The sequence below is a fragment of the Bacillus sp. MM09(2025) genome (assembly GCF_050496725.1).
In the GTDB taxonomy this organism is placed as follows: Bacteria; Bacillota; Bacilli; order Bacillales; family Bacillaceae; genus Bacillus; species Bacillus pumilus.
Window position 1 is genome coordinate 1,502,312 of record NZ_JBNWEN010000004.1, and the last position, 13,839, is coordinate 1,516,150.

Sequence of the window (13,839 nt, forward strand, 5' to 3'; positions counted from 1 at the left end):
CCTATTTGATCTGTTTCCCTTTCAAGTTAAGTCCATAGCCGAATGGATACAGGATTTGATTTTGATGAGTGACAGATGGGATATCTACAGGCAGTTTGCCTTTAGGTGATGCAGTGCCAAATATGATTTCTAACCCAGCAGGAATATTTGGCTGGTTAAATTGTCCGTTTGAGTAGCCTTTAAAACCGTAAACAGCTAGTAAGGCATCCGCCTCCTCAAAATTTGCCGCATCGTAAGGGTTTCTTAGGCTCATGATGACCATTTTTTTGTTTTGTGCTGCAGCTTCTTTCATGACAGCACGCGGGAAAGCAGTCGCCCATTTTTTCGGGTCCTGTACATTGTCATCAATTACACCATCATTCACAGCTGGGTCATTTTGGACAACGTAAGAGCCGGTAATCACATATTCAGCACCTTGTATGAGTTTGGCTGTTTCTTTGGTGAAGGTCTTTTCCGCAAAAACATATGATTGGATACGTACAGGCTTGATCTTTTTTTGTTTGATCAGAGAGTCAATTGTGACAGACATAGCTTTTGTCTGATCTTCGTAAGGTGCCATGACCAAGATTTTGTCATTCTTTTTAGGCTTGAAAGGGAGGGTCTTATTGTTGTTTTTAAGCAGGGTGATCCCTTCACGTGCCATTGTTTGTTCTGCGTTCCGGTGCGACTTTTTCCCAACGACTTGAGTAGCTTTTTTGATTTTTTTCTCAAGGGTGATAGGTTTTTTGGAAGAGATGATGCCTCGTTTGATCTTCAATTGAAGGATTTTTTCAACAGATTCGTTGATTTGAGAGATCGGAATTTCTTTCTTTACAATTGCCTGTTTTACAGCATTGAACACATTCTCAAGGTTTTTCTCTGTTTTAAGAGAAGTGACTGGTGCTGGCATGAGGGCGATGTCAACGCCAGCCTTAATGGCCATCACTACGGCTTCTTCCTGTCCGAAGTTGTCTGCAATCGCTTTCATATTTAGGGCGTCTGTTACAACAACTCCTTGAAAGCCCATCTCTTCTTTTAATAAGTTTGTGATGACTTTTTTTGATAAGGTTGCTGGAACCATGATGTCCTCGCCATCTTTTTTGCTTTTATACGTTGTATCATCAATAGCAGGAAATTGAACATGAGCGGTCATGACCATATCCGCACCAGCGTTGATCGCTTGTTGAAACGGATACAGCTCCACCTTTTTAAGACGATCTAGATCATGTTCTACGAGCGGCAAGCCGTAGTGACTATCGACGGCTGTATCACCATGTCCCGGGAAATGCTTAAGTGTCGAAATGGTCTTTTCCTTTTGAAGTCCCTTCATGGTTTGAAGACCAAGCCTTGTGACAAGAGCAGGATCGGAGCTAAAGGAACGGACACCAATGACGGGGTTGTTTGGGTTATTATTCACATCTAGCACAGGAGAGAAGTTTGTATTGATCCCTAGTGCGTTTAATTCTTTACCGATGATTTTTCCTGTGTCGTATGCGTTTTTCTTGCTTCTTGAGGCACCAATCGACATATTTCCTGGGAAATGTGTTCCCTTTTGTAATCTTGTGACGATTCCACCTTCTTGATCAATTGAAATGAGTAATGGAATCTTTGGTGATGCTTTTTGAAATTCATGGGTGAGTTTGACGGTTTGTTTCGTATCAACGACATTCTCCGCAAATAAGATGACACCGCCCAGATGATATTTTTCTACAAGATGGGATACTTCTTTATTCATCTTTGTTAAGCCTGTAGGTGCGGATTCATCTTTTGTCTGCCAATTACGAAAGTCTGGCATAAGCATTTGACCTATCTTTTCATCCAAAGACATGTTTTGTACCATTTGTTTTGCGGTTGGAAGAGGCGCAGAGCTAACCTTTTCCGTTGGAATGGAAGAGGTTAGCAGAGCTAAAACCAAAGCAGCGGGGAAAAGTGCTTTTAACATCGAATTCCTCCTTTTACTTAAAAGATTCGTAGATGGCGGTCATGATGCTTCCGTAAGTGCCAGTTGGGAAAAGGTCACCTTCAAATTGATTTGGGTTGGTTTCAGGTGAAACGACAGGCGAATGTTTCTTATTTGTCAGTAAGACGATACCTAGATTATGTTTTGGATCAATCAAAGTCATGGTTCCGGTCCAGCCAGTATGTCCATAGGCTTCGTTACTAGCATATTTTCCAAACATCCATTCCATGTCAGTATGACCGTTTTTACGCCAGCCTAGCCCGTATGTTGGGTTTGTATCAGAAGAGGCTGTAAAGAGATCGATAGAAGCTTGATCAAAGATGGTGGTTTTTCCATAGCCTCCTTTGTTCAGCATGAGCTGGAGCAGCACGGCCATATCGGATATGTTAGAGAAAAGTCCAGCATGACCAGAAATTCCTGCCATTGAGTAATATGCTTTCTCATCGTGGACTTCGCCTAGCAGGGTGTACCTGCGAATGTTTTCAAAATCAATGACACCATCTCGCGAATTACCTAAACGTTCGGTTGCTGCAAAATGCTTCGATTTGAATCCTTTTTGCAGTGGATTGAACATTGTGTGTTTGAGACCTAGCGGCCGATAGATTGTCGACTCTACATATTGATCAAGAGGCATACCTGTTTTTTTCTCAATGATCATGCCTAACAGCATGTAATCAATGTCACTATAAATGTGCTGGGTGCCTGGCTTGTATTGTAGAGGCACCTTCGGCAGCCATTTCATCGTTGTCTTTCTATCTTGAGAGTAAAAGGTGCCGGCTGCTTCTTTGCTATAAAATAAGACACTGGAAGGGAGTCCGGCAGAATGGGTCAAAAGGTCTTTTACACGGAGCTGATCTTTGCCGGTTACCTTTGCATCTGGTTCATCTTTAAAATCTGGCAGGATGGCTTGTATTTTTTCGTTCACATTCAGTTTTTTCTCGTAGACAAGCTTTTGCAGGGCATAGTTGGTCGCATACATTTTGGTATTGGATGCTAAGTCGAACAGAGTATTCTTTTTCATTTTCTTATAGGATTTGAGTTCCGTTGTGCCTTCGTATTTTTGCCTGTAGCCATAGGCTTTTTGATGAACGATTTTTCCGTCTTTGATAATGATGAGTGCAGCTCCTGGAAAACCTGCTTTGATATCGTTTTGAATCATGTGATCAACCTTCCTAAGCTGCCTAGAAGAAAAACCAACTTGTTCCGGTCGTTTTGCCTTTTTTAAGACGGGATATTCTTCAGGTGCTGTTTTAGACAAAGACGATACAGGATGGGAGCTAGTTGCAAATGTTTGTGCTGGTAATCCAAGGAGCATGAGCAGACTTGTTATTAAGAGAAAGTATTTCTTCAAGAGTTAGACCTCCTATTGCTTATTTTTCCTCAAATTCAACAGCCATATCATCATGAAAACCAAATAAGTATGTGAAAATAAATCCAGCGACATATGCAATGAAGAGTCCGATTAAGTAAAGAAGCATTTGATGTGTGTGAACAATAAAGGTTAATGGAAGACCTGATACACCAATCGCTTTGGTTGCAATTTGAAAGTAGGCTTGAAATGCTCCGCCGATTCCAGCGCCAAGACAAGCGGTGAGAAATGGTCGTCCCAGCGGGAGTGTGACACCGAAAATGAGTGGTTCACCAATGCCGAGCATCCCTGAAGGAAGTCCACCGGCGATAGCTCTTTTGAGTTTTTTCTTTTTTGTTTTCATATAAATGGCGAATGCGGCACCTACCTGTCCGGCACCGCCCATAGCGAGAATCGGCAAAAGCGGGTCATCTCCTATGGAATTGATGAGTTCCATATGAATCGGTGTCAGTCCTTGGTGAAGTCCTGTTACAACAAGTGGAAGGAAGGTCGCACCAAGAACAAATCCAGCGAAGATTCCGCCCATATTTAATAGATAAGTTAATCCTGAGGTAATGGCATCCGATATAAATCCGCCGACTGGCATGAAGACAACGTACGTAAAAATGCCTGTAATAAGTAGTGTGATGGTTGGTGTGACGATGATATCAAGTGATTGCGGGACGAAGCGTCTGATTCTTGTTTCCACAAGTGCCATAAAGATGGCGGCTAGAAGAACACCGATAAGTCCGCCTCTGCCTGGTAGAATATTTGTGCCAAATAGCATTATGTCTGCGGAGGCTGGGTTAATAATGAGGATTCCAGCTAATGCGCCTAATGCAGGAGAGCCCCCAAACTCCTTTGCGGCATTTGTTCCGACTAATATACCGAGATATGCGAACAACCCTGAACCAATAACGGTTAAAATGATCGCCGCTTGGGATTTTTCATCAAGCCAGCCCGCTTGCACGATTGCTTTTGTAATCCCAGTAATAAGACCTGATGCAACAAGTGCTGGAATGATAGGAATAAAAATGCTGGCAATTCGTCGTAAGAACAGCTTGAACGGTGTGCGGTTCTTTTGTGAAATGGCTTGCTTGTTTTTTTGTGCTTCGTTGTTTAAATCATAGGAGCCAGAGGCATTTAGCAGTTGTTCAAATGCACTTGATACTTGGTTGACAACACCAGTACCTAAAATAATTTGCAGCGTTTCTGCCTCGACGACTCCAATGACGCCATCGAGTTCTTTGATTGCATTGATCTGAACTTGTTCATTGTCAATCGGTGTAATTCGGAGACGCGTCATACAATGTGTATGGGAAGAAATGTTTTCAGAACCACCACAGAGAGAAAGAATGTCTTTCGCCAACTGCTGATATTTCGTTTGATGACTCATGTTGAATCCCCCTTTGTTTTTCGTTTCATGGAGCGGATGGCATGTCTTGTTTTGTCAATATATTGCGCTGTCTCTTCATATTGACGGGAAGCTAAGCTGAGGAACAAGACATCAATTAAGTAGAGCTGTGCCATTCTAGAGGAAGTGGCTGCACTGCGAAAAGGTGCTTCATTGGAACCGGACGTCGATAGATGAACGTCACATAAGGCAGAAACGCTTGTTTGACCTGGATGCGTCAAGGCAATGGTTTTCACTTGATTGTCTTTTGCGAGCTGAAGGGCTTGAATGATGTCTAACGTTTCTCCTGAAAAGGATATACCGAACACGATGTCATTCTTTCCTGCATTTGCGATGACCGTTGATGCGATGTGCATGTCAGTGAAGGCAGTCGCTGCATAATTGATTCTGAGAAATTTCTGCTGGGCATCCGCTGCGACGATGCCAGATGCACCGACGCCGATAAAATGGATTTGGTTTGCATGCAGCAGTAATTGAACAGCCTTTTCTAACGCATCTGCATTTAAAATAGAAGCAGTGTCCTTAATCGATTGAATCGAGTTTCCTGCTGTTTTTTGAATAATGGATTGAATCGGTTCATCTTGTTCGATATCACGGTAGCCTTGTTTATCGCTATGCATCAAGTCGCCTGCGATTCGCATTTTTAAATCGTGATAGCCATCCAGCCCGAGAGATTTACAAAGGCGGATGACTGCAGAGCTGCTTGCGCCGGCTGCCTGACTGATCTCGTGTACTGTGCTTTTAATGACTTTGTCAGGATGGGCAAGGATATAGTCTGCAATGATTTTTTCAGATTGGGGGAGCTTTGCTTTCATTGTGTGTAGTAGGGTGAGTCCACCTGCTGACATGAGCTCTGCCTCCTTTAGGATTGATGATGTGCGATGGCTTTGTCGATATGACCATTCGTTTTGTTGAGTAAATCCTTGGCTGCTTTCTTGTCTGTGTTTGTTTGGAGCATGACGATGGCAGTTTTGACTTCTAAGTCTGCCGAATCAAGCGTTTTCACGGCTTGTTCGTAGGGAGCGTTTGTCACATGTTGAATGATGGTGATGGCGCGTTCTTTTAATTTATGATTGCTGACTTTTACATCAACCATCAAGTTTTCATATACTTTCCCTTGTCTGATCATGACAGAGGTGGAAAGCATATTTAAAATCATTTTATGAGCGGATGCGGCTTTCATTCGTGTTGACCCTGTGATAGCTTCGGGTCCTACAACGACTTCAATGGCGCAGTCTGCCAGTTCGCTAATTTTTGCCTGTTCATTACAGCTGAGGGCTACTGTTTTTGCGCCGATGGATTTAGCATAGTTTAAAGCGCCAATGATGTAGGGTGTCCTGCCGCTTGCGGCGATACCGACGACTGTATCTTTTGATGTTAGGTGAATGTGTACTAAATCCTGTTTGCCGGCTTCTTCACTGTCTTCCACATCTTCGGCAGCATGTGAAAAAGCAGAGTCTCCGCCTGCCATGATGCCGACAATCACATCAGGTGAGACGCTATAGGTAGGAGGACATTCGACAGCATCCATCACGCCAAGTCTGCCGCTTGTCCCGGCCCCTAAATAAACGAGTCTGCCCCCATTTGAAATGGATTCATAGGCGAAGTCACTTGCTGTTTTGACATGTGGTAGGACACGGTTCACAGCTTGAGCGACCTTCATATCTTCTTCATTGATCATCTGGAGTATTTCAAGCGGATCTGCTTGTGATATTCCCATTGTGTTAGGATTTCTTGATTCTGTTGTCAAAGAACGCAATTGAGATGGCTGCATGCGACATTCCTCCTTATTTCTTCATTTTCAGTATATTCAGTATGATATGAAATTTCAACATTATATTTAAATACTGAAATTATATTTCAAACAAAAAGTGGTGCTAATTGAAGGTAAATAGTTAGAAAATAAAAAAAATAAAAATCCCCTTTACAAAAGGGGGACAACCTGTATATAATAACTTTTGTCAGCTTCACGGAAACAGTCAAACTTGACAAATTGGCCCGTTGGTCAAGCGGTTAAGACACCGCCCTTTCACGGCGGTAACACGGGTTCGAATCCCGTACGGGTCACCATGATGTGGAGGATTAGCTCAGCTGGGAGAGCATCTGCCTTACAAGCAGAGGGTCGGCGGTTCGAGCCCGTCATCCTCCACCATATGCCGGTGTAGCTCAACTGGTAGAGCAACTGACTTGTAATCAGTAGGTTGGGGGTTCAAGTCCTCTTGCCGGCACTGTTTTTTCTTTATCAATTCCATATGTGGAGGGGTAGCGAAGTGGCTAAACGCGGCGGACTGTAAATCCGCTCCCTCCGGGTTCGGCGGTTCGAATCCGCCCCCCTCCACCATTTTTGGGCTATAGCCAAGCGGTAAGGCAACGGACTTTGACTCCGTCATGCGTTGGTTCGAATCCAGCTAGCCCAGTTAAGACACCTTTTTTAAAAAGGTGTATTTTTTTTATGTTGGCAGGCGGAATGTATAACTATTCAAAATATTGTTGAGTTGAGTCAGAAGGCATCAAGAAAGTAAACTATAAGCATGAACGGAAAGGGGATGTACATATGGGAGATCAAAAGAAGGTCACGATTATCGGGGTGCCGATGGATTTAGGGCAAATGAGAAGGGGCGTCGACATGGGACCGAGTGCGATTCGGTGTGCAGGCGTAAAAGAAAAATTGGAATCGCTTTCATTTAATGTGGAGGATCTCGGAGATATTCCGGTTGAACAAAGAGATGATGAAAAGGGTTTATATACAAGTGAAAAGCTAAAAAATTTAACGGAGAATGCTGGTGCGAATCAGCTGCTCGCTGAGAAGGTTGACAGTATTGTGCAATCAGGTTCATTCCCGCTCATTTTAGGCGGTGATCATAGCATTGCCATTGGCACACTTGCAGGTGTATCCAAGCATTATGAAAACTTAGGTGTCATTTGGTATGATGCACACGGTGATTTAAATACAGAGGAAACCTCTCCTTCTGGAAATATACATGGTATGCCGCTTGCAGTCAGTCTCGGCCTTGGCCATGCTGATTTAACGAACATTGGCGGTTATTCTCCAAAATTGAAGCCTGAGAATGTTGTTTTAATTGGTGCTCGATCCTTAGATGAAGGAGAGCGGGCATTGATAAGAGAGAAAGGCATTAAAGTGTATACGATGCATGAAATAGATCGTTTAGGAATGACAAGGGTGATGGAGGAAGCCATTTCATATTTAAAGGAAAGAACGGATGGTGTCCACCTGTCGCTTGATTTAGATGGATTAGATCCAGCGGAGTGTCCTGGTGTAGGAACTCCTGTGGCAGGCGGCATTAGTTACCGGGAGAGTCATCTTGCTATGGAGCTTTTAGAGGAAGCGGGTATTTTGACTTCTGCTGAATTTGTTGAGGTGAATCCGGTTTTGGATGAAAAAAATAAAACAGCCGAGGCAGCTGTTGCGTTGATTGGTTCGTTAATGGGCGAAAAGCTATTGTAGAGCGGGACTTGTTCCCGTTCTTTTTTGTTTTGGATAAATTTAAGGATATATTAAGGTTTTTACTGGTGGATATGCGTAACACGCTGTCAAAAATTTGTTACACTATTTTTTAGAGGAGAATGAAACCTTTTGGAAAGAGGTTCGTATACATAAAGACCGGTGAAGGCAGAGGTTGAATATACTATGGACACAATGATTAAAAAGAGAATTAAGCAATTGAAAAAAGGCGACCAGAACGCATTTGCAGACATCGTAGACCTGTATAAAGACAAAATTTATCAGCTGTGCTATCGTATGCTTGGGAATGCACACGAAGCAGAGGATATTGCACAGGAGGCGTTTATTCGTGCCTATGTGAATATTGAAAGCTTTGATGTGAATCGTAAGTTTTCTACGTGGCTGTACCGCATTGCAACCAACCTGACCATCGATCGTATTCGCAAAAAAAAGCCGGATTATTATTTAGATGCAGAGGTGGCAGGAACAGAAGGATTGAATATGTATTCTCAAATTGCTGCTGATGGCATTTTGCCAGAGGAAGAGGTGGTGTCTCTTGAATTATCGAGTACCATTCAGCAAAAAATTCTAAGATTACCCGATAAATATCGTTCGGTCATCGTATTAAAGTATATTGATGAACTCTCGTTAAAAGAAATTAGTGAGATTCTAAATATACCAGTTGGTACGGTGAAAACGAGAATACACAGGGGTAGAGAGGCTCTCCGGAAACAGTTGAGAGACCTTTGAGTGAGGTGATTTTGATGAGCTGTCAGGAAAAAATCGTCCTGCTTATGCATCAGTATTTAGACGGGGACATTGAGCCCCAAGACGAAAAAGAATTAAAAAGCCACCTGCAATCGTGTGAGGAGTGCCGTACTCATTTTCAACAAATTGAGAAATCCATCGCGCTTGTGCAGAGTACATCTCATATAGAAGCACCAACTGATTTCACTGCAAAGGTGATGGCAGGTCTTCCAAAGGAAAAAAAGCGTGTGTCGATTCAAAGGTGGATCAAAGCTCATCCGCTGATGGTGGCCGCTGCCCTCTTTCTCATTTTGATGGGAGGCAGTTTGTTTACAAGCTGGAATACCGATCATAATTTCAGTGTGTCGAAGCAGCCGAATCTCGTCGTTGTAAATGATACAGTGACCGTACCTAAAGGGGAAACCGTAAAAGGTGATGTCACTGTCAAAAATGGCAAGCTGATTGTAGAAGGCAAGGTTGATGGAAATGTCACCGTCGTCAATGGGGAACAGCTGACTGCTTCTGCCGGACAAGTCACTGGTCAAATTAATGAAATTAATGAAGTGTTTGATTGGATTTGGTACAAAATGAAATCCACAGCACAAAATGTGATGCGGGTTATTGGACCAGAGGAGCAAAAGTAATCATACGGGTCGAGAGCAGTCTCTTTAGGGGCTGCTCTTTTTCTATATAATAGGTCAGAATGTATGCGAACTAGCACGTCAGCCATATATGGCAACTGTTTTCCTTGCTGAAACAAAATGTGATATAATAGCCACGCTATGTATTTACACATAGGCTCTTTTTTTATTAAAAATGCATCAAACGAAGAATAACTGAAAATTCTGGAGGACGAGGAAATGGCTTTAGGGGATATTCCTTTTTTGCAGTACCTCGGTAATGCTGTTGATATTCTCGTTGTTTGGTATGTGATATATAAATTAATGATGGTCATCCGCGGAACAAAAGCGGTTCAGCTTTTAAAGGGAATTGTGGTCATTGTTCTCGTCAGGATGGGAAGTGCGTATCTCGGTCTTAACACACTTCAATGGCTGATGGATCAAGCGATTACGTGGGGATTCCTTGCGATCATTATTATTTTTCAGCCAGAGCTAAGGAGAGCGCTCGAGCAGCTTGGGCGCGGCCGTTTCTTCTCAAGAAGCGGGACACCTGTAGAGGAACAGCAGCAGAAAACGATCGAGGCAATTACAAAAGCAATTAACTATATGGCAAAACGCAGAATCGGCGCGCTGCTGACAATTGAGCGTGATACTGGGATGAATGATTACATAGAGACTGGAATTCCTTTGAATGCAAAGGTGAGTTCAGAGCTGCTCATTAATATTTTCATTCCAAATACACCGCTTCATGACGGTGCTGTCATTATGAAGCGTGATGAAATTGCAGCTGCAGCTTGTTATTTACCGCTGTCAGAAAGTCCTTTTATCTCTAAGGAACTAGGGACGCGTCACCGGGCGGCAGTCGGAATTAGCGAAGTGACAGACAGCTTGACCGTCATCGTTTCTGAGGAGACAGGCGGCATTTCTGTCGCAAGAAATGGTGATCTCCACCGAGAATTGACAGAAGAAGCGCTTGAAGAAATGCTGGTTGCTGAATTTAGTAAGAACAGCAAAGATGCTTCCTCGACCAAATGGTATTGGAGGGGCAAGAAAAATGGATAAGATTTTGAATAATCGCTGGGCCGTAAAGCTTCTTGCATTGGTCTTCGCTTTATTGCTGTATGGTGCAGTCAATTCAGCGCAAGCGCCCACGCCGAAAAAAATCGGTGAATCCTTTTTCCCAACATCGACGACAGATGAAGCAACCCTGACTGACATTCCTGTTAAAGCGTATTATGATGATGAGAAGTACGTCGTCACTGGTGTGCCGCAAACAGTTAATGTGACGATTAAAGGGTCAACGAGTGCTGTGAAAACAGCAAGACAAACAAAGAATTTTGAAATATATGCAGATATGCAGAATTTATCCACTGGTACCCATAAAGTGGAGCTGAAGGCAAGAGATGTATCAAAAGGACTCACGCTATCGATCAATCCATCTGTGACGACGGTGACGATACAAGAAAAAACAACAGCAGAATTTCCTGTTGAAACCGAATTTTATAATCAAAATAAAATCAAAGACGGCTATTCACCTGAACAGCCTATTGTGAACCCGAAAAAAGTCACAGTCACTGGTTCTAAGGACGTGATCGACAAAATTTCTGTCATTAAAGCATTTGTGAACCTGGAGGATGTCGATCAGCAAATTGAAAAGGAAGCGAAGCTCACTGTGTATGATAGCAGCGGGAACGAGCTGCCAGTCGAATTGAGTCCGTCTGTGGTGAATATTACAGTTCCTATCTCAAGTCCAAGCAAAAAGGTTCCGTTTAAAATAGAGCGGACTGGCAGTTTGCCGGATGGGATCAGTATCTCAAGTATTGAGACAAGCCCGAGTGAGGTCACAGTGTACGGCTCTCAAAGAGTGCTGGATTCGCTTGATTTTATTGATGGCGTCGAGCTGGACCTAAGCAAGATCAAAGATGATACGGAGATTGATGCCGACATTCCCCTGCCAGATGGTGTGAAAAAGGTATCGCCCGAAACAGTGAAGATCAAAGTGAAGGTTGCAACAGCGCAAGAAAAAAAGATCGATAATGTACCAATCTCTGTCGTAGGTCTGAGCAAGGATCTCACCTCTGATTTTGTGAGCCCATCTTCTGGACGGCTCACATTAACAGCAAAGGGATCAAAGAGTGCGATTGATAAACTAAAGGCTTCAGATGTTGAAGCCTATATCAATGTCGGGGACTTGAACGAAGGAACACATGAGGTCACTGTTCAAGTGAACGGTCCTCAAAATGTGACGTGGACATTATCGAGATCAAAGGTCAAAGTGAAACTGACTTCTACTGAGACAGAAGATCAGCCAGCGTCTACAAATGATCAGAAGAAGCCATCTTCTGATGACGGTGATCAGGAAGAGAAGAGTAAAGAAGAATCCACGAAAGATAAAGCAAAGAAAGAATCAAGTCAAAGACAGCGGATTAAAGAAGATAAAAAAGAGGACGAATCGTCCTCTTGAATGGTAAAAAAGGAGCGATTGAAACATGGGCAAGTACTTTGGAACTGATGGTGTAAGGGGTGTGGCGAATAGCGAATTAACGCCAGAGCTCGCATTTAAAATTGGGAGATTTGGCGGCTATGTGCTCACGAAGGATAAAGAACGTCCAAAGGTACTCGTTGGGCGAGACACACGTGTATCCGGTCATATGCTAGAAGGAGCGCTCGTTGCAGGCTTACTTTCAATTGGAGCTGAAGTGATGCGTTTAGGTGTGATCTCAACACCTGGCGTGTCTTATTTAACGAAAGCAATGGATGCAGAAGCGGGTGTCATGATCTCTGCTTCTCACAACCCAGTTCAAGACAACGGGATTAAATTCTTTGGCGGTGACGGATTCAAGCTGTCTGATGAACAGGAGAATGAAATCGAGCAGCTGATGGATCAGCCGGTCGATCAATTGCCACGCCCAGTTGGAGCGGATCTTGGAACAGTAAATGACTACTTTGAAGGTGGTCAGAAATACTTGCAATTCTTGAAACAGACAGCAGACGAGGATTTCACAGGTATTCACGTAGCGCTTGATTGTGCACATGGTGCAACATCTTCTCTTGCAACACATTTATTTGCGGATTTAGATGCGGATGTGTCCACAATGGGAACATCACCAAACGGATTGAATATCAATGATGGTGTAGGCTCAACTCATCCAGAGGCGCTTTCTGCTTTTGTAAGGGAGAAGGGTGCAGATATTGGTCTTGCGTTTGATGGTGACGGCGACCGTTTAATTGCGGTCGATGAAAAAGGTGATATTGTAGACGGCGATCAAATTATGTACATATGTGCACGTTATTTGAAGGGCGAAGGCCGATTAAAGGATGACACTGTCGTTTCCACGGTCATGAGTAACCTAGGTTTCTATAAAGCGCTCGAGAAACAAGGCATTAAGAGCATCCAAACCGCTGTTGGTGACCGTTATGTGGTTGAAGCGATGAAAAAGGATGGGTATAATGTCGGCGGTGAGCAATCAGGCCACTTGATTTTCCTTGATTACAATACGACAGGTGATGGCATGCTTTCTGCGATCATGCTTGTCAATACACTCAAAGCAACAGGAAAAACATTGTCAGAGCTAGCAGCTGAAATGGAGAAATTCCCGCAGCTTCTAGTGAATGTGAAAGTGTCTGATAAATATAAAGTAGAAGAAAATGAAAAAGTAAAAGCAGTGATTCAAGAGGTTGAAAAAGAGATGAACGGTGACGGCCGTATTCTTGTTCGTCCATCTGGAACAGAGCCGCTTGTACGTGTCATGGCAGAGGCGAAAACAAAAGAGCTATGTGATGAATATGTGACTAGAATTACTGCTGTTGTGAAGGAAGAAATGGGTATTGAGTAATAGATAGCAAAGCAAATCGCTAGCAGCGGTTTGCTTTTTTTTGAATAAACGTCATAAATGGATGGATTTGTACGAATCTTATACGCGAGGGCAATTTACTGTTGTCTTCATACATAAGAGAGCACATCAAAGGTAGAACGAGACAAGCCTCATCGCATATAGTGTATGGAGGTCTTACTTTCTTGAAAGGGATCACCCGCTACATTGTGATTGACGGAGGTCAGACCTTATAGTACAATCATCCTTGTGTTACTGGATTTTTATTCTATCAGGAAAGGCAGGGTAGATGTTCAGAAACTCTCTTATAATTATAGCGCCCGAACTAAGCGATCGGACGAAAGATGCTTAGTTGACGAGGATGGAGGTTATCGAATTTTCGGCGGATGCCTCCCGGCTGATCAAAAAAGAGATCACAGCCGTAAGTGTTTCTTTAAAGCAAAGAGGTGACTCTTTGTACAAAGGGAATACACAT

The 13,839-nt window shown here is 43.2% G+C and carries 11 protein-coding genes and 5 tRNA genes; 11 read left to right on the forward strand and 5 right to left on the reverse strand.

The features are described 5' to 3' along the window. Position 1 precedes the first annotated feature (1 nt). The 5 genes from ACQYAC_RS14095 to murQ are packed head-to-tail and all read right to left on the reverse strand — an operon-like array spanning position 2 to position 6,475. Positions 2–1,921 (reverse strand): glycoside hydrolase family 3 protein, encoded by a 1,920-nt coding sequence (locus ACQYAC_RS14095; RefSeq protein WP_429943487.1) that lies wholly within the window; start codon positions 1,919–1,921, stop codon positions 2–4. A 13-nt stretch (positions 1,922–1,934) separates the two neighbouring features. Beyond that, positions 1,935–3,290 carry a penicillin binding protein PBP4B gene (pbp4b, locus tag ACQYAC_RS14100; protein WP_429943488.1) on the reverse strand — a complete coding sequence of 452 codons (1,356 nt, stop codon included), beginning with the start codon at positions 3,288–3,290 and terminating at the stop codon, positions 1,935–1,937. Positions 3,291–3,309: 19 nt separating this feature from the next. Continuing rightward, entirely contained in the window at positions 3,310–4,683 is a 1,374-nt protein-coding gene (locus tag ACQYAC_RS14105) for a PTS transporter subunit EIIC (RefSeq protein WP_058015147.1), read from the reverse strand. Beyond that, positions 4,680–5,549, reverse strand: coding sequence for a MurR/RpiR family transcriptional regulator (locus ACQYAC_RS14110; protein WP_061406532.1), 870 nt, complete (start codon positions 5,547–5,549; stop codon positions 4,680–4,682). The genes ACQYAC_RS14105 and ACQYAC_RS14110 overlap by 4 nt, the downstream gene beginning before the upstream one ends. Before the next feature lie 14 nt (positions 5,550–5,563). After that, the gene (murQ, locus tag ACQYAC_RS14115; protein ID WP_429943489.1) at positions 5,564–6,475 is read right to left on the reverse strand and encodes an N-acetylmuramic acid 6-phosphate etherase; all 912 of its coding nucleotides are present in this window, start codon (positions 6,473–6,475) and stop codon (positions 5,564–5,566) included. Between the two features lie 221 nt (positions 6,476–6,696). On the opposite strand from murQ, the gene ACQYAC_RS14120 reads away from it, so the two are divergent. From ACQYAC_RS14120 to glmM, 11 genes are all read left to right on the forward strand, one after another. Then, positions 6,697–6,771: transfer RNA gene (locus ACQYAC_RS14120), tRNA-Glu, on the forward strand. A gap of 6 nt (positions 6,772–6,777) precedes the next feature. Then, positions 6,778–6,853 (forward strand) — tRNA-Val (locus tag ACQYAC_RS14125). A gap of 3 nt (positions 6,854–6,856) precedes the next feature. Then, positions 6,857–6,929: transfer RNA gene (locus tag ACQYAC_RS14130), tRNA-Thr, on the forward strand. Positions 6,930–6,957: 28 nt separating this feature from the next. Beyond that, a tRNA-Tyr gene (locus tag ACQYAC_RS14135) sits at positions 6,958–7,042 on the forward strand. Between the two features lie 4 nt (positions 7,043–7,046). Further along, a tRNA-Gln gene (locus ACQYAC_RS14140) sits at positions 7,047–7,118 on the forward strand. 137 nt (positions 7,119–7,255) lie between these two features. Continuing rightward, positions 7,256–8,167, forward strand: coding sequence for an arginase (rocF, locus tag ACQYAC_RS14145; RefSeq protein ID WP_429943490.1), 912 nt, complete (start codon positions 7,256–7,258; stop codon positions 8,165–8,167). A gap of 183 nt (positions 8,168–8,350) precedes the next feature. Beyond that, positions 8,351–8,914: an RNA polymerase sigma factor SigW gene (gene sigW, locus ACQYAC_RS14150; RefSeq protein WP_003217112.1), complete on the forward strand. Its 564-nt coding sequence runs from the start codon at positions 8,351–8,353 to the stop codon at positions 8,912–8,914. Positions 8,915–8,928: 14 nt separating this feature from the next. Continuing rightward, complete coding sequence (rsiW, locus tag ACQYAC_RS14155) at positions 8,929–9,555, forward strand: anti-sigma-W factor RsiW (RefSeq protein WP_044139276.1); 627 nt, start codon at positions 8,929–8,931, stop codon at positions 9,553–9,555. A 216-nt stretch (positions 9,556–9,771) separates the two neighbouring features. Continuing rightward, positions 9,772–10,593 (forward strand): diadenylate cyclase CdaA, encoded by an 822-nt coding sequence (gene cdaA, locus ACQYAC_RS14160; RefSeq protein WP_008360587.1) that lies wholly within the window; start codon positions 9,772–9,774, stop codon positions 10,591–10,593. Next, positions 10,586–11,995 carry a CdaR family protein gene (locus ACQYAC_RS14165; RefSeq protein ID WP_429943491.1) on the forward strand — a complete coding sequence of 470 codons (1,410 nt, stop codon included), beginning with the start codon at positions 10,586–10,588 and terminating at the stop codon, positions 11,993–11,995. The genes cdaA and ACQYAC_RS14165 overlap by 8 nt, the downstream gene beginning before the upstream one ends. Before the next feature lie 25 nt (positions 11,996–12,020). Next, positions 12,021–13,367, forward strand: coding sequence for a phosphoglucosamine mutase (gene glmM, locus ACQYAC_RS14170; RefSeq protein ID WP_061406538.1), 1,347 nt, complete (start codon positions 12,021–12,023; stop codon positions 13,365–13,367). Positions 13,368–13,839: the final 472 nt, after the last annotated feature.

What these genes read in the sequence shown, in the direction of transcription:
- ACQYAC_RS14110 (WP_061406532.1), bottom strand. Translation starts at nt 5,549, where the DNA reads ATGTCAGCAGGTGGACTCACCCTACTACACACAATGAAAGCAAAGCTC.
- ACQYAC_RS14165 (WP_429943491.1), top strand. Translation starts at nt 10,586, where the DNA reads ATGGATAAGATTTTGAATAATCGCTGGGCCGTAAAGCTTCTTGCATTG.
- rsiW (WP_044139276.1), top strand. Translation starts at nt 8,929, where the DNA reads ATGAGCTGTCAGGAAAAAATCGTCCTGCTTATGCATCAGTATTTAGAC.
- sigW (WP_003217112.1), top strand. Translation starts at nt 8,351, where the DNA reads ATGGACACAATGATTAAAAAGAGAATTAAGCAATTGAAAAAAGGCGAC.
- ACQYAC_RS14105 (WP_058015147.1), bottom strand. Translation starts at nt 4,683, where the DNA reads ATGAGTCATCAAACGAAATATCAGCAGTTGGCGAAAGACATTCTTTCT.
- rocF (WP_429943490.1), top strand. Translation starts at nt 7,256, where the DNA reads ATGGGAGATCAAAAGAAGGTCACGATTATCGGGGTGCCGATGGATTTA.
- ACQYAC_RS14095 (WP_429943487.1), bottom strand. Translation starts at nt 1,921, where the DNA reads ATGTTAAAAGCACTTTTCCCCGCTGCTTTGGTTTTAGCTCTGCTAACC.
- murQ (WP_429943489.1), bottom strand. Translation starts at nt 6,475, where the DNA reads ATGCAGCCATCTCAATTGCGTTCTTTGACAACAGAATCAAGAAATCCT.
- glmM (WP_061406538.1), top strand. Translation starts at nt 12,021, where the DNA reads ATGGGCAAGTACTTTGGAACTGATGGTGTAAGGGGTGTGGCGAATAGC.
- cdaA (WP_008360587.1), top strand. Translation starts at nt 9,772, where the DNA reads ATGGCTTTAGGGGATATTCCTTTTTTGCAGTACCTCGGTAATGCTGTT.